The 17,406-nt window shown below is 51.8% G+C and carries 16 protein-coding genes and 2 pseudogenes; 14 read left to right on the top strand and 4 right to left on the bottom strand.

All coding sequences use genetic code 11. The annotated features are described in order from the left end of the window. Positions 1 to 12: 12 nt before the first annotated feature. The 14 genes and pseudogenes from EC919_RS00535 to EC919_RS00470 all read left to right on the top strand — a co-directional run. Positions 13 to 257: pseudogene (locus EC919_RS00535) on the top strand (hypothetical protein); the annotation flags it as partial. Positions 258 to 324: 67 nt separating this feature from the next. Then, on the top strand, positions 325 to 795 hold the full coding sequence (locus EC919_RS00530; RefSeq protein ID WP_133770199.1) for an SMI1/KNR4 family protein: 471 nt from the start codon (positions 325 to 327) through the stop codon (positions 793 to 795). 272 nt (positions 796 to 1,067) lie between these two features. Further along, positions 1,068 to 4,603, top strand: a pseudogene (locus tag EC919_RS00525) (RHS repeat-associated core domain-containing protein); the annotation flags it as partial. Then, a complete protein-coding gene (locus EC919_RS00520) occupies positions 4,600 to 5,118 on the top strand; it encodes a hypothetical protein (protein WP_133770197.1) in 519 nt (172 codons plus the stop codon). The pseudogene EC919_RS00525 and the gene EC919_RS00520, both read left to right, overlap by 4 nt. A 751-nt stretch (positions 5,119 to 5,869) precedes the next feature. Further along, a complete protein-coding gene (locus tag EC919_RS00515; RefSeq protein ID WP_133770195.1) occupies positions 5,870 to 6,256 on the top strand; it encodes a hypothetical protein in 387 nt (128 codons plus the stop codon). A 608-nt stretch (positions 6,257 to 6,864) separates the two neighbouring features. Next, positions 6,865 to 7,884, top strand: a complete 1,020-nt coding sequence (locus EC919_RS00510; protein WP_243842160.1) for a hypothetical protein — start codon at positions 6,865 to 6,867, stop codon at positions 7,882 to 7,884. Positions 7,885 to 8,026: 142 nt separating this feature from the next. Further along, positions 8,027 to 8,230, top strand: a complete 204-nt coding sequence (locus EC919_RS27700; protein WP_133770193.1) for an RHS repeat protein — start codon at positions 8,027 to 8,029, stop codon at positions 8,228 to 8,230. A 33-nt stretch (positions 8,231 to 8,263) separates the two neighbouring features. Then, a complete protein-coding gene (locus EC919_RS00500) occupies positions 8,264 to 10,447 on the top strand; it encodes an RHS repeat-associated core domain-containing protein (RefSeq protein WP_133770191.1) in 2,184 nt (727 codons plus the stop codon). A gap of 3 nt (positions 10,448 to 10,450) precedes the next feature. Further along, positions 10,451 to 11,095, top strand: a complete 645-nt coding sequence (locus EC919_RS00495) for a hypothetical protein (protein WP_133770190.1) — start codon at positions 10,451 to 10,453, stop codon at positions 11,093 to 11,095. A gap of 585 nt (positions 11,096 to 11,680) precedes the next feature. Beyond that, positions 11,681 to 12,115 carry a hypothetical protein gene (locus tag EC919_RS00490; protein ID WP_133770188.1) on the top strand — a complete coding sequence of 145 codons (435 nt, stop codon included), beginning with the start codon at positions 11,681 to 11,683 and terminating at the stop codon, positions 12,113 to 12,115. A 186-nt stretch (positions 12,116 to 12,301) separates the two neighbouring features. Next, complete coding sequence (locus EC919_RS00485) at positions 12,302 to 12,763, top strand: hypothetical protein (RefSeq protein WP_133770185.1); 462 nt, start codon at positions 12,302 to 12,304, stop codon at positions 12,761 to 12,763. A 335-nt stretch (positions 12,764 to 13,098) separates the two neighbouring features. Then, the gene (locus EC919_RS00480) at positions 13,099 to 13,470 is read left to right on the top strand and encodes a hypothetical protein (protein ID WP_133770183.1); all 372 of its coding nucleotides are present in this window, start codon (positions 13,099 to 13,101) and stop codon (positions 13,468 to 13,470) included. A 474-nt stretch (positions 13,471 to 13,944) separates the two neighbouring features. Next, positions 13,945 to 14,631 carry a hypothetical protein gene (locus EC919_RS00475; RefSeq protein ID WP_133770181.1) on the top strand — a complete coding sequence of 229 codons (687 nt, stop codon included), beginning with the start codon at positions 13,945 to 13,947 and terminating at the stop codon, positions 14,629 to 14,631. 117 nt (positions 14,632 to 14,748) lie between these two features. Then, positions 14,749 to 15,468: a hypothetical protein gene (locus EC919_RS00470; protein WP_133770179.1), complete on the top strand. Its 720-nt coding sequence runs from the start codon at positions 14,749 to 14,751 to the stop codon at positions 15,466 to 15,468. 117 nt (positions 15,469 to 15,585) lie between these two features. Here EC919_RS00470 and EC919_RS27695 read toward each other — a convergent pair whose 3' ends face one another. From EC919_RS27695 to EC919_RS00450, 4 genes are all read right to left on the bottom strand, one after another. Further along, entirely contained in the window at positions 15,586 to 15,867 is a 282-nt protein-coding gene (locus EC919_RS27695) for an SRPBCC family protein (protein WP_133770877.1), read from the bottom strand. Continuing rightward, a complete protein-coding gene (locus EC919_RS27690; RefSeq protein WP_133770177.1) occupies positions 15,828 to 16,025 on the bottom strand; it encodes an SRPBCC family protein in 198 nt (65 codons plus the stop codon). The genes EC919_RS27695 and EC919_RS27690 overlap by 40 nt, the downstream gene beginning before the upstream one ends. Positions 16,026 to 16,151: 126 nt before the next feature. Then, on the bottom strand, positions 16,152 to 16,538 hold the full coding sequence (locus tag EC919_RS00455; protein ID WP_133770175.1) for a nuclear transport factor 2 family protein: 387 nt from the start codon (positions 16,536 to 16,538) through the stop codon (positions 16,152 to 16,154). Between the two features lie 61 nt (positions 16,539 to 16,599). Beyond that, on the bottom strand, positions 16,600 to 17,343 hold the full coding sequence (locus tag EC919_RS00450; RefSeq protein ID WP_133770173.1) for an SDR family oxidoreductase: 744 nt from the start codon (positions 17,341 to 17,343) through the stop codon (positions 16,600 to 16,602). Positions 17,344 to 17,406 lie beyond the last annotated feature (63 nt).

Here is a 17,406-nt window from a genome sequence, read left to right as displayed (position 1 = left end):
TGCCGGTCGCTGGTGCCCTTGCAACGTCTGGAAAATGCGCTCGGGCGTTATCTGCATTTCTCCCGAACGGCCGACGTTACGCTTACCGACATCAGCGCACCCGGCGGCGTGCGGGTGCATTTGCACTACGACAATCCTTTGGGCCGCCTAACCGACGTCAAGCGCATAGTGGGCAATGAAGCCGTTGAAACCCTCGTCCAGTATCGTTACACCAACGGGGCCAGTTGGGCGAAGTGATCAACCGCAACGTCGAATCGCAGTCCTTTCAATGCTTGGAAAAACACCTATTTGAAAGAGCGGTCCTTAGTTTTTTGAGAGGTGATCATGACTTATATAGATATTATTGAAAACGAAATGAATTTGAGCAGTGACGAGCCTGCATTTTCCGGAGGCGCGAGTGATGAAGTTATAGCTGAGTTCGAAAAAGCATTAGGGGTTCAGTTTCCTGCCTCCTATAAGCTGTTCCTTAAAAAATTTGGTGCGTTATCTTTTGGTGGTAACACATATTATGGTATTACCAAAAGCGGGCTCACAGCCGCGGAGGTGCCCTGCGTGTGTTTTGCAACAAAGTTTGCTCGAGATGCGGGAGATGCGGATCCGAAAATGATCGTAGTTAAGGCATCGGGCTACGGTCCTTTATTTTCTATCGATACTTCTCAGCTTAGCCCGTCGGGCGAGGCGGTAGTAGTATTGACGGAGCTGGCTTTTAAGCGAGATGCTGCCAAAGAAGTTATGTACGAAAGTTTTGAAGCGTTTTTCTGCGACACTGTGCGCACCTCAATAGCTGAGCTCTAACTATTCGGAATATGCTTACCGCGGGCGTTATATTTTTGACACTTGGAATATGTGATAGAAGAGCCCTAACGTCAAGTTGGCGTAGCGGCGGTTAAGGGGTATTGCCAAAGGTGGATTATTGCGCCTAAGCGGAGCGACTAGTTAGGCTCGTAGCGTCGGTGCGGTTAGATTTCAGATAGCCACTCACCGGATGCCAAGACGCGGCAATTCCAAGCGTAGGCAGCTATCTCGCAGCCAGCTTCCGCACTGGCCTGCGCTCGGGACAGTCTTCGGGGCAGGTTGCCAATCCCGTCGATCTCGCAACAGGCCGCAAATTGTTGCTGGATTCAGGCGAAACCGACTTCGTGCTGCCCGGCCTGATGCCAATCGAATGGTCCCGCTTCTACGCAAGCGACCTGACCGTCGACAGCGTGCTTGGCCGCGGATGGGTCCTGCCGTGGGAGCAAAGCCTGCGCCGCAGTGGTAGCTTTGTTTACCTCACCGACAACCAGGGCCGCAGCGTGCCCTTTGTCGACATCGAGCCCGGCGAAAGTATCTACAACCCCTACGAACAGATTTATCTGGTCCGATCGCCCGGCGGCCACTACCTCCTTCAAACCCTCGATAACACCTTCTTCTATTTCGGCGAGGTTTCTGACGACAACACGCCGGCGCCCTTGCAACGTCTGGAAAATTCACTCGGGCATTACCTGCATTTCTCCCGAACCGCCGACGGTACGCTTACCGACATCAGCGCCCCCGGCGGCGTGCGGGTGCATTTGCACTACGACAATCCTTTGGGCCGCCTGACTGACGTCAAACGCGTAGTGGGCAATGAAGCCGTCGAAACCCTCGTTCAGTATCGCTACAGCGACGACGGCCAGTTGAGCGAAGTGATCAACCGCAACGCCGATACGATGCGCCGCTTCAGTTATGCGGAAGGCGTGATGATCAGCCACAGCAATGCGCTGGGCTTGAGCTGCAATTACCGCTGGGAAACCATCGACGGTCACCCGCGTGTGGTCGAGCACTGGACCAGCGATGGCGAACACTTTCATTTCCGCTACGACTTCAAGAACAGAACTTCTTGGGCGGTAGACGTCCTCGGCCGTGAGCTTGAAGTGCACTTCAACGAGGACCGCCTTGTCATCGCCAGCCGCGATTATGGCGGCGAGCGCTACGCCATGGACCTGGACGAAGCCGGTAACCTGACCGGCATCACGCTACCCGATGGCAATAAGCTGGCGTTCAAGTACGACGACTTCTCTCGCCTGATCGAAGAGACCGATCCGCTGGGCCGCAAGATCCGCTACAAACACCACCTCGGTACGACGCTGGTGACCGAAACCGCGTTCCCCGACGGCAGTGTCTGGAAAGCCCGATACGACGATAAAGGCAACCTGATCGCTGAAATCGATGCACTCGGCCACAAACCGAGTACCTCAACAGCGACGACGGTCTGCCGCACACCATCATCGACGCCACACACAAATCCAAATACCTGTGGTGGAACGCGCTGGCGCAGGTCGAGCGGTTTCAGGATTGCTCGGGCAAAAACACCTTCTACACCTACGATGATCGGTCTCATCTGGCTGCCGTCACCGATGCGCTGAATCAGACGACAAGACTTGAGCGCAAACCCGACGGCGAAGTGGTACGCATCGAGCACCCGGACGGCACCGCTGAGTCCGTTACCTACAACGCACTTGGCCAGGTTCTGACGCACACCGATGGCAAAGGTCAGATTACGCGTCTGCTGCGCACGGCGCGCGGACTGCCTGCCAGCCGCCAGGACGCCAAGGGCCAGCGCATCAGTTACGAATACGACAAGGCGATTCGCCTTACTGCCCTCGTAAACGAAAACAATGCTGCGTACCGATTTTCCTACGATGCCTCGGATCGGCTGATCGAAGAGAAGCGCATCGACAACCTGACGCGCCGGTTCACCTACAACGTGGGCGGGCATCTGACGCGAGTCGAGGAAATCGGCTACGGGGACAGGGCAGAGCGGCCGCAACGCAGCACCGAGTTTGAGCGTGATGTGATTGGCCGGTTGCTGGCCAAAGTGAACGAGGATGCGCGGCAGGATTATGGTTACGACGAAGCAGACCGGTTGCTGAGCATCCATCGCCTGCCTTCAAGCATTGGCAAGAAGCTGGGCGTTGAGGAAGAGACCCTCGACTTCAGTTATGACCTGCTGGGTCGCTTGGTAAAAGAAACGACGCCGCAAGGGGCGTTGGCCTACGAGTACGATCCGCTCAGTAGCCTGACCACGCTGACCTTGCCGACGGGTCAGCACCTGAATCATCTGTACTACGGCAGCGGTCACCTGCATCAGCTCAACCTTGATGGTCTGCTCATCAGCGACATGGAGCGCGATGACCTGCATCGCGAGGTCTATCGGTCCCAGGGCAAGCTAACCAGTTGCTTCGGTTACGACGCGATGGGCCGAAAGAGCTGGCAGTTCGCATCAACCATTCCGGCTGAAAAGCTGTCGCAGATCCAGAACCCAGGCATCAATACCTCGTTGCTGGTCAATCATGCGTACAACCCGATCCACCGGCGCTATGAATACGACCCGGCGGGCGAACTGACCCGCACGCTGGACAAACTGCGTGGTGAGATTAAGTACGAGTATGAGGCGAATGGTCAGCTTCACAGTCGCGACACTGGCCGCTTGGTTGATAGCGAAGAGTTCCGATACGACGCTGCGGCCAACCGTCTGAACTTCAACACCAGCCAATTCGATCAGGTTAAAGACAACCGCATCAAGCAGTGGCGCGACCAGGAATATACCTACGACGCGTGGGGCAATCTGATTGAGAAACGGTCAGGGTTAACCAAGCTGCAGACGTTCACCTACGACTGTGAACACCGGCTCGTGCGTGCGGAGACGATGGTTAACAGCCAGGTGCACAGCGTCGGCACGTATCGGTATGACAGCTTGGGGCGGCGGATTGGCAAAACCTCCGAGATAAAAGGCGAGACTGAACACAAGCATTTCCTTTGGCAAGGCTTGCGAATGTTGCGCGAAGAGGCGCCGGGCCAGAGCAGCCTGTACATCTACGAGCCGGGTAGCTACGCGCCTCTGGCTCGGGTTGACCAAAACGAATGTGAGGCAGAGCAGAAGCTTTACTACTTCCATACCGACCAGATCGGCACGCCGCTTGAGATGACGGATGTCGACGGCCAGATCGTGTGGCAGGCGACATACAAGTCGTGGGGCGAGGTCGAGACGCTTGCTGTGAGTGAGGTTCAGCAGAACCTGCGTTTCCAAGGCCAATACTTTGACGACGAAACGGGTCTTCACTACAACACGTTCAGGTATTACGATCCGGAAGTTGGGCGGTTCATTACTCAAGACCCGATCGGGTTGTACGGTGGACTTAACGTATACCATTATGCGGCTAACCCGACAGCATGGATTGACCCACTGGGATGGATGCCGTGGGCCTGGAACGTTGACGGGATGGGCCATCATATGATTCCAAGGGGGAAAGCTAATAGTGTCGGCCTTAATGAGTTAGGCACCAAGTGGAAAACTCCTAAGTTTTTCCCCATACCTTATGAAAAAGGCATGCATGAAGAGCTTCACAGAGCGATCAGGCCTGATATTGGGAGTTTGCAGGGTGGTTGGACTGGAAGTGCTGACGAGTTGATGGAGGCTGCTGGAAGAAATCTTGATTCTGTTTCTCATCTTAAAGGCGATCTTCGTATTCCGGCAACTGGCGAAGTTATTGCGAAGAACGTGACGCCTAAAGCGGCTTATGAGTCGTTAATTAATTGGTATAAGAAAGCTGCAGGCAGTGCCAAAGGAGGCTGTTCATGAACTTTGAGTGTGATGTTGATGTGGATTTCAATGGGATTGTAATATTTGTCTATCCGAGTTTGCTTAGCCTGTTCGGAGGTAAAATAATTAAAGGGCAGAATATATTAGAAGAGTTCACCACCACGGAAAAAGGAGATGAGGTTCTAGACCAGGGACTTGCATTACCTATAATGGGGATTGACGATGGAACCTACCGGGTTCGTTTTTTTGTAGATGAGTCGCCTGAGGTAGAAGGACGAAAGATAATATTTGAAGACAAGTTTTTTCATCTGTCTGCACTTGATGACGTATATGTTGCAGATATGGCGGTTTTTTGGGAGTGGGAAGACTATACCGGTTGGAAAAAACTTCCGATTCAACGTGGGTTGTATAAGGTCGTAGTTGCTGGTGTCCATACCTACAGTAAGAGTGGCGAAACGCAGTATGGGTTTGACGTGTGTTTCAGTACAGTATCCAAACCCTTCAAGCGGACAGTCGAGCCAAGGTCTGATTCTAGAGTGGTCGAAGTTATTTGAGTTGATGGTCATCGGTGATCTTGGCGATTGAATTATGGGTGGTTGAGTTTTTCAAGGCCAAAGCACGGTTACCAAATGTAGCCTTAGTGGGCACAAGTGCGTCAAGGCATAAGGAAGTTGCTGGAGTTGATGCCTTTGGCCATATTAATGAGTAGCTAAACAGCGACGATGGTCTGCCGCACACCATCATCGACGCCATACGCAAATCCAAATACCTGTGGTGGAAGGGACTGGCGCAGGTCGGGCGGTTTCAGGGTCAGTACTTCGCCTACGAAACGGGCTGCACTACAACGCGTTAAAATATTACGATCCGGAGGATGGGAGGTTCATTACGCAAGATGCGATTTGGGTTGCAGGGGGGCAACAACCTATACCCCTAAATCTAAGTGGTTGGATCAACCCGCCAAGGTGGCAGTGTGAAGTTGTACGGGGCGTAAGCGCTAATCATCCGGAGATTGCTAATGCGAGAAATGGTATCGTGAAGCGCGGGAATATTAATAGCACTCCTTGGGAAGAGACACATAACCTCGGCGGCGTTTCCGGGGAAAGCTCATTTACATCTTGAACGCGTGATCCGGAAGTTGCTAAATGGTGGGCAGAAAAGGACGGGCCGGGAAGCGTTGTGCTAGGTACTCCTACAGGAACTCCCAAGCCAGGTGATGCGTGTGCACGGAAGTTTTCTCCAGATGCGTATGGTGAGTCAGAAGTGCTACTGCAAGGAGTCGATCTGGCCTAAAGGTGTTTGATCCAAATGAACTCTAAAGATTTATTAGAGAGCGCAGACTTTGAAAGATTTATTAAATCTGGCCACTTTGATCGCCGAACTGCTGAGGTGATAGCTAAAGCAAAAATTGTAAATGGCCGACTTCCTATTCCTTTAGATGTAAATAGCTACAACGAAGAGGAATTGCCGGCAATCCGTTCCATAATAGAGTTTCGCGCTAATAACCTAAAATCTCAGGGGCGCGTGCTTAACGGTGCGACAAAGTGTCTGCAATCTTTAAGAGACAAAGATAATTCTGATAGGCGGGCTTGGGTTGCGATGAAAATCCACGAGAATATACTGATTTTTATCGTCAATGTGAGGACTTACGAAATTGACGGGTGTATGTCTTTACAAATCGTCGAGCCCGATTAGAGCACGCCGTTAACGGCGTGAAAGTCCCTATTTTATATTGATTCATCACCGCTGGCCCGCCTTTGACGACTGCAGCGCGTTTAACGAGGCTTCTGGGAGTACGTGTTCCATAGAGGACATGACCAAAAGGACGGTTCAAAGGCAAGAGGTTTGATCTCTCTCGGTGCTTTAGTTTCCTGATCGGAGCAAAACTGGCGAATCATGCCAGCCTGAGATCAGCTAGTGCTGACGTGGCTCTCGGCATTACCTGCATTTCACATGCACGGCCGATGGCACGCTAACTGACATCAGCGCGACCGGGCGCCTGCGCGTGCATTTGCACTACAACCACCCACTTGGTCGCCTCACCGAAGTCAAACGCATCTGCTAGGCCGCTCGTCACCGCAGATGCTGTGAGGGCGAAAGGGTTGACGAGCGAGGGTTGGCTCAAGTCGTTGGAAACTCATTATGACAATCCAGAAATTTCATACCTTAGAGGTGATGTAAGAATTATCCAAAACAGTCGGCCCGGTAAGAGTCTCGCGTCGAATGTATCGCCATCCCAGGCTTGGGAAGCAACAAGACAATGGGCGAGAAGTAAAGGGTTCGCCGTAGGGGGGGTGTAGTTGATGTTAAGCTTTGAAAGCAAGTATCTTACTTTGAACGATTCAAGGGTTGTCGCGAATGCGACTATAAGTTTAGGCGGCACTTCAATAGATCTTCGCGATTATGACTTCTCACGATTTTCAGAGGAGCAGCGTAAAGTCATTTTTCGATGGACCAGAAATGTGGGTTGTTTCGATTACGGTCCAACATTTAAGTCCACATTATTATCAAAAAAACAGGTTGTCATAAATCTGTCGTCTACAGCCGAAACTATTTCTATTGAGGTTGCCGGTGAGCGAGTTACTCTTGACTCGGCACCATTACCCGCTGGCATCTATCACCTAGATTTGGCTATTTACTTGGATAGGCCATTGGAGGCGCTAGGTGAGGTGCCCGATCATATTAAGCCCATGCTTGAATACAGTGAGATCGTCAACGTAACTGCAGTGCTTTCTGAACTAGGTAAGGCTCCGTCAGAAATTGAGCGTTATCCGGGGGGCGTGTACGATGGCGCTGCGCGGCTGGGTTTTTTTCTCGCTGACATAGATAAAATGGATGCCTTAATTAAACAAAACCTTTCTGGTGAGATAATTGATCTGCAGAAAGAGTTTTGTGAGACGGAAATCGCTAATTATTTATTTGAAGCAGGTCTGCTAGTTTTGGTATGGGGTATGACGCCCTGGCACTACTATATTCACGGGCTTGCCAAGTGCGAGGATGTTGATCTCGTTCCGAATGTGCCTTTACCTCAGTTCAATGGTAGATATAAGGTTAGGGACGATATCCAGGAGCTTAGCGTAGTCCCCGGCGAGCAATTGCTGAACTGGCCATTATGTCGGACGCAAGAATGGCCGAAAATAGCGCTGCCAGGCAGTGGCGAAGGTGTGTCAGTAGATGTGCACTTGAGGGCTTTTGATCCCATTCCAGGCGAATTTGGACCATTACTTGCAGTGATTACAGTTCAGCGAACAGGTGCTGATCCCGAGATCGCGCCGCTTCTTGCTGTAGATATCGAGAGCGCAGAGCCAGAACCTGGATATTAATTTGCTACAGCCGTCGTGGTCTTTTTCAGGTTCGATGGTTTCGTTTCTATGCGCGAGGGCTTGTAGCACGACGATGGAAAACGCTGGCATCTTGAAACTGTCGATACGATGAAGTCTACAAGTAGATTTGATCGTAATCCCCATGGCTAAGTGCTGCGCATCGAACATCTGCACAAGCGACGATGGTTTGCCGCACACCATCATCGACGCCACACACAAATCCAAATACCTGTGGTGGAACGAGCTGGCGCAGGTGGAGCGGTTTCAGGATTGCTCTGGCAAAAGTACGTTTTATACCTACGATGATCGTTCCCATCTGGTCGCCGTCACCGACGCTTTGAATTAGACGACAAGACTTGAGCGCAAGCCTGACGGCGAAGTGGTGCGCATCGAGCACCCGGACGGCACCGCTGAGTCCTTTACCTACAACGCTCTTGGTCAGGTCCTGACGCACACAGATGGCAAAGGCCAGATTACGCGTCTGCTGCGCACGGCGCGCGGGCTGCCTGCCAGCCGCCAGGACGCCAAGGGGCAGCGCATCAGTTACGAGTACGACAAGGCGATTCGCCTGACTGCCCTCGTAAACGAAAACAATGCTGCGTACCGATTTGCCTACGATGCATCGGATCGTCTGATCGAAGAAAAGCGCATCGACAACCTGACCCGCCGGTTTAGCTACAACATCGGCGGGCATCTGACGCAGGTTGAGGAAATCGGCTACGGCGATAGGGCAGAGCGGCCGCAATGCAGCACCGAATTTGAGCGTGATGTGATTGGCCGGTTGCTGGCCAAAGTGAATCAGGATGCGCGGCAGGATTACAGTTATGACGAAGCGGACCGGTTGCTCAGCATTCACCGGCTGCCTTCAGGCATTGGCAAGAAACTGGGCGTTGCGGAAGAGACGCTAGACTTCAGCTATGACCTGCTAGGTCGTTTGGTAAAAGAAACTACATCTCAAGGTGCGCTGGCTTACGAATACGATCCGCTCAGTAACCTGACTACGCTGACGTTGCCGACTGGCCAACATCTCAATCATCTGTATTACGGCAGTGGCCACCTGCATCAGCTCAACCTCGATGGATTGTTGATCAGCGACATGGAGCGCGACGATCTGCATCGAGAGGTCTACCGCTCTCAAGGCAAGCTGACTAGTTGCTTTGGCTATGACGCGATGGGCCGCAAGAGCTGGCAGTTTGCATCAACCATTCCGGCTGAAAAGTTGTCGCAGATCCAGAACCCAGGCATCAACACCTCGCTGCTGGTCGATCATGCGTACAACCTGATCCATCGGCGCTACGAGTACGACCCGGCGGGCGAACTGACCCGCACGCTGGACAAACTGCGCGGCGAGATCAAGTACGAATATGAAGCCAATGGCCAACTGCACAGTCGCGACACTGGCCGTCTAGTAGATAGCGAAGAGTTCCGATACGACGCTGCAGCCAACCGGCTGAACTTCAATACCAGCCAATTTGATCAGGTGAAAGACAACCGAATCAAGCAATGGCGCGATCAGGAATATACCTACGACGCTTGGGGCAACCTGATTGAGAAACGGTCGGGCTTTTCCAAGCTGCAGACGTTCACCTACGACTGCGAAAACCGGCTCGTGCGTGCGGAAACGATGGTTAACAGCCAGGTGCACAGCGTTGGCACGTATCGGTATGACAGTCTGGGTCGCCGCGTTGGCAAAACGTCCGAGATTGGAGGTCAGACCGAGCACAAGCACTTTCTGTGGCAGGGCCTGCGGATGCTGCGTGAGGAAACGCCTTGGCAGAGCAGCCTCTATATTTACGAGCCGGGCAGCTACGCCCCACTTGCGCGGATTGACCAGAGTGAAGGTGAGCCAGAGCAGAAGCTTTACTACTTCCACACTGACCAGATTGGCACGCCGCTTGAGATGACGGATGTCGATGGCCAGATCGTTTGGCAGGCGACGTACAAGGCGTGGGGCGAAGTCGAGACGCTTGCCGTGAATCAGGTGGAGCAGAACCTTCGTTTTCAGGGTCAATACTTCGACGACGAGACCGGGCTGCATTACAACACTTTCAGGTACTACGATCCGGAGGTGGGTCGGTTCATAACGCAAGATCCGATTGGTTTATTAGGCGGATTTAACCTATATCAATATGGTCCCAACACCACTGGCTGGATAGACACTTTTGGCCTATGCAAAAGCTCCGTAAGTGGGGACAAAGGTACGGCTAAGGCCGTCCATGACCTCGAACAGAATGGGTATGAGATTGTCGCTCAAGAGGTGACAATGAAGGTTAATGGCAGTAGAGTTCGCGCTGATATTGTTGCAAAAGATGGGCACGAGAACCTTCATGTTTTCGAGGTAAAGCATGGTTCTGGAGGGCTCACAAAAAACCAGAAAGCCTCTGGGGTCTACGATATGTCTAGTCCGGCTAACACTGCGCAGCATTTGGGTGGTGGTACTATAAAAACATCTCGAGGTACGGCGGGAACCTTTAAATTTGATACTAAGGGCAAGCCAGGTAAAGATCTAGGTGGCAAGGGTGCGATACATGATGCCACTTTCAATGTTTTGAAATGTCGGTGATTTATGAGTAAAGAAAATCGAATTTATTTTGAAAGTGAGCTTTTTCAGGAACTTAAAGGTATAGCGGTTTCTGAAATATCGATTAAGGTTTTGAAAAGTGGCATTAGATTTATCTACGACAAGAAAGTTGTTGCAGAGCTTGATTTTCAATACTTGGTAAAGTCTAATGCCTATATCCTTAATGGCCGCGTTTTCGGCGGCCCTATCTTTGAGTGCTCCTCTAAAATTGACCCTCCTTACAAAAGTCATTTGTTTAGCGATGCATGCTTTGCGTTTACGACGTCTGGAAGACAGGATAAAAAATTTAGCGATAATGTATACGGCAGCATCTATCTTCCACCTCCGGAACAAGTTGGGTCTGTGTGTAAGCGAATTAGAAACTCCCTTGAAAGTTACTATATCCCTATGATCACGGGGTGTATAGTGCCAGGTCCTAGGACCATCGAGGATGTTTTGCACTCACCTACCGATTATGCATATCCGGCAGTGTTTATTCATTGTGCCGTCGCCTGTAATCCAGAAATCATAAGTGAAGAAGTGGTTGAAAAGATAAAAGCCAACAAAAAGATTATTAGAAACAAATCCTTTGATCTAGAGCTTATAGAGGGGGCACTAGGCCCCTTGGGCAGTGGACAGGAATTTAGTTGATGGGGTGGCATGTAAACATGGTTTCTATAATCTGAATATTAATGGTTAAATTTTGATCATTAATCGTGTTTTTTTTGAGTGGGCGCGTAATCAGCGCAGCTACTGACCAAGTGTGGCCTGACCGACCTCAATTGTTTAGTCGGTAATATTTCCGGTGATATCCTCGCCCATTACCGCTACGACGACAACGTTCAGCTCACTGAAGTGATCAACCGAAACGGTCCCTTCAGGAATTGTGCATACGGTGTATCAGTAGTTACTGATGGGGACTTGCGAGTCAGTACTTGAATAAGGGGGTAGAAGTTCTGTTGTTGGGAAGAACGGCGGTTTTTCATAGCTGAAAGCTTACCATTCTAAGCAAGACGCCCTCGGCTCGCTCTTCGAGTTGACGGCAGATACACCTGAAGATTTCGGCAAAACAAATGCGTTGCACCCTCATGTGCTGGGCCAACACCCGATCAATTCGGTAGATAGCGATTTATTTAATGGCGATCGGGACGCTTAGTGGAGGGCGCGCGCTCAATCGGAAATCAATAGACGAAACTCTGGTGGTTCCAGAGTTTCTGCAAGCTGTGGGTAAATAAAATGCTCTCTAGCAAGGTTGTTGATTTTTGCAAAGCTGAAGGTTGGTGGTTCGATGACGCAAGCCCCGATTATGAAGTCGAGCTACAAAAATTGGGTGTGGACATTTCGTGCGATTTCGCAGAATTTTACCTTCACGTGGAGGACGGTCCCACCTTTATCCAAAACGGAAGAGAAATCTACCAAGTTTGTTGGTTTTCTAAAAACTCCAATTATGAACTTGCCTTAAAGCGAGCGCATGAAACTCTTAATATTCCTAAGGAATATCTTCCTTTGGATAGTTTTGAAGGTGAAGGCGGGTTTTTTTATAATATAATCACCGGCGATGTTGTAGAATTGTCGCTAGGTCAAGATCTGATTGGCTTTACACAAGGAAAACTAAAGCCGCAGTGGTCGAATTTTAATGATTTCCTAGAAGTGTACTTCAATCTGTCTTGACTTATTTGGATTGTTGAGTGATTCACTGATTTAGTGGTCGGGTGGATAGTAACCTTGATCAGTGCTTTTATGCTTTAGATATCAGCTTTGGCAATTCCTTCAAGTACACTGAAGAAAAAATGCAAGGCTACACATCAATTGTATACGTTACACGGCTTGTCCTCCAGCCGATAAGGAGTTGGATATATGGTAGATGTTAATGATGTATGCGATTGGATTGGAAGCGACACCTATGTAGAGCTTCTCGAATTCTTAAGAATAGGGCGGAAAGTCGCAGTCAATGACGAGGCGGTTGCTGAAATTTTGCTCGGTCACGATGTTAATAAAATGAATGCCGCAAGCGTTTCGATAGCGGACCTTAAAAAGGTCGCAGAGAATAAGCACCAGTTTGTTGATTTTTTCTCTGCCAAATTGAGGTTGATCAACGGCACTGAAAACGATCAAGAGGGGAAGTGCGAAGAGGACGACGATGATGTGGTGCTGAAGGTGCATCCTTTTTACAAAAATTTCTTGAATATTTATCTTATTGAGTTGTGTCTGCTCGTATCTAAGCCGGAGTTACTAGATTCATATTTAAAAGCAATCCGCATACCCAATAGCAAGAAGTATGCTAGTCAACTAAGGGTGGCTTATAAATCAATTTTGTGATGTTTAATACTTGTTTTAGAAGTCGGTGGTCCCAGTTTGTTTGCTATAAAACGAATAGTGTTAAGACTTCTCGGCGGAATCAGGCGGAGCATGCGATTCAATCTCGCTGTCATAGGCAGTAATTTTGCCTGCCGTTGATGCAAGAATCGCTGTTGACGATCGTAATTTCACTCTACAGAGCTAGGTCTTAGGCATAACCGAGATGCATCGACGAATCGACGTGATTGCGATAATACTTCTTGTAGCGATTTTCATAGGCAGGGGGGCATGATTGTCTATGAAAATTTAGCCGCGTTGATGGCGGAAACCCAAGAGATTAAAGAGAGTTCTACTAGATGGCGTCCCCAGACCTAGATAAATTGCATCGCGAAATAAGCGAGACCCGTTTCTTCGAGGGATTATCCGCTGTCGACAATTGGGACGAAAGCCTTGGTCAGCGGGATCAGGCGGAATTTGATAATGCATGGACCGAGAGTCAACGAGCATTAAGCAGCAAGCCTTATCTACATCATGCTGACGAGATCGAGGTTACGAATCTCCGTGAGTCAGTATTCAAGGCCGTGTTTCGACTGACCTCCAATGCAGAAGCAGCGGGGTATGTCGCGGACGACTTTGCGCTGATCGGTGAAGCTGTCTCCAAAGGTTGTCTCAGCGAGTGTATTGAGTGGCTCCTCAAGGTTTACAGATCCGGAAAGTTTCCATGGTAAATAACCATTTCCGTCCTCGATCAAAGATCAGTGAGTCCTGACGCCGACGACTATCTGGCAGGGCTTATTTATTATCGCGAGAATGATGATTTCATGGAGTGACAGCTGAGGTAGGTGCTCAGGGCTGTGACTGCACTGACACAAAGACCCAGGCCACAAGTCCCGAGCGCAGCCCAACACTCACTGCTTAGACTCGGGCAGTCGGTCGCACTGGCCGATACCCCCACTTGGGGCGCAGCAGCTATAGGTTGTGCGACACTTGCGTTGTCACGCCGAAGACAGGAAAGGATGCCCACCATGCAGCACACCAAAATCTAACCGCTTACCCCGGATGAGATCCCGCACTTGAGGGATGACGGCTACCCTCCAGCGCCCTCAGCAGTAGACTGCAGGCTTGAGGTGCCGGGCTCGGCTCTTCATCAGTGAGTGAATGGGCCGACCAGTGACGCTCAAATAAGCAGTAGGGAATTACTGATGTTTGATACAGATCCACACCGTTTCATGTCCATCATCTTCAGCACCTGGCTCTTGTTCACGATCCAAGCGGTGTTGTCTGCAGGTATTCTGCCCAGCCTTTTATTTCTTCCGATGTGCGCGGCGGTGGTGTGGTTGAGTCGGTGGTGTTTCGATTGCGCCTACCGCACCGAAAAATTCACCCGATATGCCAACCTCAGGCTTTTTCTGAATCTCGCCTTTGCACCAGGTTTTACATTTCTTCTAGTATTGATCGCAGCGCACAAGCAATTGAGATTAGGACCACTCACATCACTTTCATTGGCGTGCATTCCGCTGCTCATCGCATTCGTCATCTACGTAGCGCTGTACAGGTGGAGAAGTCGAACAACGGTACTCGTTGCCCGGGGAAATCGGGTCGAGGTGACCGCACCTCCTTTCCGAAACCAGTCGCTGCAGGGCGGAATAGGGGCGGCACTGTCGAGCATGATCTACCCTATGGTCCATTCCTACGACTCTCCCGCTTTATTGCTTGCCTTTATCTTTTTCGCAATCTCACTGTTCATGCTCTTTTACCATCGGGTCAGTATTGCGTCTCTTCGCAGTTTGAAGGAGCAGGAGCTCAAGGAGCGGGTGAGCTACACGTTCATGGAGGTGGAGAGGATACGCGCACGGCGTGCTGCCTCATTCATAGGCCGCTGGTCATGATGGTTCTGTGTATCCGCATCGAAGAAAAAATCGTTAGAGTGGGTGTGGGAAGATTAGCCCGCCGCGCGATGTGCGATAGGTACACACCGGTACCACATGCAAGGAGCTAGCGTCTAAATGTCCACTATCTACGATCCTGACGCCCGAACTGTCAACGCCCTGACACGGACGCTCTTCATAGTTGCCATTGGCTTGGGCGTCGTCGGTATCTTGCGTTCATCCACAGACGGATGGGTGTACGGGCTGCTGTTTTTCTTGCTCTCAGGTTATACGCTTTACATGAGATATTGGTGTGAGCGTTATACGACATTCGCCCTAAGTTACTTCACTTTGATGATTTTTCTCTTGGCCCTTGCCCCCGCGTGGGTCAGTTATACCGTGGTCACGGATGACTTGGGAGAATCTCCGACTGAGGGACGTATAACCGCCGGGTTGTTATTGGGTTTCATCGCGACGCTGTATGCTGGCCTTTATCTAACGCCTCCTCGAGGGTTCGCGTTCGACGTATCCGATAACAGGGTTTCATTTTCCGTATCTTCCACATCCGCGGGAGCGGAAGGGTTGATTGCCGGTGTTGGGACCTTGGCCGCAGGTGCAGTGATTAAATCAGTCACTCCGTTCACCACCGGCATTTTGATCATTCTGATTTTCCTGTTTGCCACCGTTTGCATGCTGATCCACGCTCGCGACCGTATCAGGGGGTTACGCACACTGCGCAAGAGAGAAAAGAACAGGCTCACGCCTTACACGTTCATGCAGATTGATGAAATACGCGAAGCACGCAGCCGCTGGTGGCTGGGCAGGCTGTTCAACTGGCTTGCTTCCCGGCGCCATTAGTCGGGCGTCTGCCTGGCCCGTCTCACTTGATCCCCAATGGACGTCGAAACCCGGCGCGCCGTGCCTCGGTCGGGCGCTGGCGTGCGCATCGCCCAATTCAATCTCAGACGCCCACCATCAACCCCGAACACCCCCCTCCAAACCCTCATGCCCCTGCACAATCAACCCCCTGACCAACTCCTCAAATTCCCCCTCCGTCCCAGCCTCCCGCACCTCAAACCGCGCGTTCCAGCACACCACACACCGCTCTACCACACCCGCAACCTCATCCACCCGAACCTGCGCCCGATACCCGTCCACCGGCAACGGCGACTCTTCAAACACATAAGCCAACGCTCTAATCCCATCATCAAACTCGGTCAAACGCTCCCGCAACACCGCGCCGTCCGCAAGCTCCAGCCGCCTGACCGCACCCCCCCTAAAACCCCAGCCCCACCCTCAATACCACTCTTCACAATCGCCGGATGCCAATCCGCAATCCCGCCAAAATCCCGCAGTACCTTCCACGCCTGATCCGCACTGCACGGCAGACCTGCGCTGTATTCAACCAAAGCCATAACGTCTATCTCCTGATTCACAAACGCGCATTCAAAAAACCAGCCACGAAGGCGCTCGACACCAAGCCGCGCCAACCCGGCGCACAAGCTCCGAGGCCTAAGCCCCAGAGCCTGCGCTCAGAAAACCTACCCCTCAAACTGGTGATAAACCTTCGCAATCACCTTCCAGTCCCCATTGATCTTGATCAACGTCAGGTAGTCGTTGTAATCCGCGCCGATCGCATCCTTCTCCATATCCACCCGCACAACTGCCGTGGTCGGTGTAATCGCCAACACATCCAGCCGAGTCGTGATGTCTGCCGCCTTACCGTTGCTCTCGACAAAGTCATACAAGTTGCTGATCGGCCCGCCCAGAAGCTGCCCGTTGGTAAAGCCATACATCACCGCCTCTTCATGAAAGGCCTGTTTGATCGTCGCAACACTGCCTTTGCGCAGCCCTTCAACGTAGCGGCTGGCGGTGTCGATCACAGCGTTGTAGTCGTGTGTAGCAACGGCTTTGATGTTCTTGCTCATGTTTATGACTCCAGGGTTTGAGTTAGATAAGCGATAGCTTCAATGACCAACAGCCGCGCCATCACCAGTCCTGCCGGGTGGGTGAGATGATCAGGTCGTTGACGGTGACGTTGGCCGGTTGATTCAGCGCGTAGATGACGGCGCGGCTGATGTCTTCCGGCGCGATGGCGATTTCGTTAAGCGCTTGTGCGGCTTTGCGGCCAGCCGGGTCGGTGACTTTGTCAGCCCAGCCGGTGTTGATGACGCCCGGACTGACGGTGTTGACGCGGATGCCGTGCTGCACGCCCAGTTCTTTGCGCATGGATTCGGTCATGGCCTGCACGAAGAATTTGGTCGCGCTGTAGACGCCGGCGCCGGGGCCGACTTGGTGGCCGGCCACCGAATCCATGTTGAGGATCTGCCCGGATTTCTGGTCGAGCATGAAGGGCAGGGCGGCGGCGATGGTGTTCAGGTAGCCCTTGATGTTGACGTCGATCATGGCGTTCCAGTCCTGGGTCACGAGGTCGACCCAGTTGGAGAACAGCATCAGGCCGGCGTTGTTGACGAGGATGTCGACCGAGCCGTAGGTGTCTTTGGCGAACTGCGCCAGGGCGCGGGTCTGTTCAGCGTCGGTCACGTCGGTGACGAAGCTGGATGCCTCGTAACCGGCCGAGCGGAGTTCGCTGACAAGGGCTGCGAGGGCTTTTTCGTCCAGCGCGGCAGCCACAACGTTGACCCCTTGAGCGGCCAATGCTCGGGCGGTTGCAGCGCCGATCCCTGACGACGCGCCGGTGACGATGGCGGTTTTCTTTTCCAGGTAATTCATGTTCTTGTTTCCTCAAATTCAAGGCGTGCGGGCAGCGTCGGCTTTCCTGGGAAAGCCTTGCCG

The sequence above is a fragment of the Pseudomonas graminis genome (assembly GCF_004364335.1).
GTDB classification, from domain to species: domain Bacteria; phylum Pseudomonadota; class Gammaproteobacteria; order Pseudomonadales; family Pseudomonadaceae; genus Aquipseudomonas; species Aquipseudomonas graminis_D.
Note: the sequence above shows the minus strand (reverse complement) of the source record. Positions and strands in the feature narration are given on the sequence as shown.

Excerpts from the sequence above, each read along its gene's own strand:
- EC919_RS00530 (WP_133770199.1), top strand. The coding sequence starts at position 325 with ATGACTTATATAGATATTATTGAAAACGAAATGAATTTGAGCAGTGAC.
- EC919_RS00520 (WP_133770197.1), top strand. The coding sequence starts at position 4,600 with ATGAACTTTGAGTGTGATGTTGATGTGGATTTCAATGGGATTGTAATA.
- EC919_RS00515 (WP_133770195.1), top strand. The coding sequence starts at position 5,870 with ATGAACTCTAAAGATTTATTAGAGAGCGCAGACTTTGAAAGATTTATT.
- EC919_RS00510 (WP_243842160.1), top strand. The coding sequence starts at position 6,865 with ATGTTAAGCTTTGAAAGCAAGTATCTTACTTTGAACGATTCAAGGGTT.
- EC919_RS27700 (WP_133770193.1), top strand. The coding sequence starts at position 8,027 with ATGGCTAAGTGCTGCGCATCGAACATCTGCACAAGCGACGATGGTTTG.
- EC919_RS00495 (WP_133770190.1), top strand. The coding sequence starts at position 10,451 with ATGAGTAAAGAAAATCGAATTTATTTTGAAAGTGAGCTTTTTCAGGAA.
- EC919_RS00490 (WP_133770188.1), top strand. The coding sequence starts at position 11,681 with ATGCTCTCTAGCAAGGTTGTTGATTTTTGCAAAGCTGAAGGTTGGTGG.
- EC919_RS00485 (WP_133770185.1), top strand. The coding sequence starts at position 12,302 with ATGGTAGATGTTAATGATGTATGCGATTGGATTGGAAGCGACACCTAT.
- EC919_RS00480 (WP_133770183.1), top strand. The coding sequence starts at position 13,099 with ATGGCGTCCCCAGACCTAGATAAATTGCATCGCGAAATAAGCGAGACC.
- EC919_RS00475 (WP_133770181.1), top strand. The coding sequence starts at position 13,945 with ATGTTTGATACAGATCCACACCGTTTCATGTCCATCATCTTCAGCACC.
- EC919_RS00470 (WP_133770179.1), top strand. The coding sequence starts at position 14,749 with ATGTCCACTATCTACGATCCTGACGCCCGAACTGTCAACGCCCTGACA.
- EC919_RS27690 (WP_133770177.1), bottom strand. The coding sequence starts at position 16,025 with ATGGCTTTGGTTGAATACAGCGCAGGTCTGCCGTGCAGTGCGGATCAG.
- EC919_RS00455 (WP_133770175.1), bottom strand. The coding sequence starts at position 16,538 with ATGAGCAAGAACATCAAAGCCGTTGCTACACACGACTACAACGCTGTG.
- EC919_RS00450 (WP_133770173.1), bottom strand. The coding sequence starts at position 17,343 with ATGAATTACCTGGAAAAGAAAACCGCCATCGTCACCGGCGCGTCGTCA.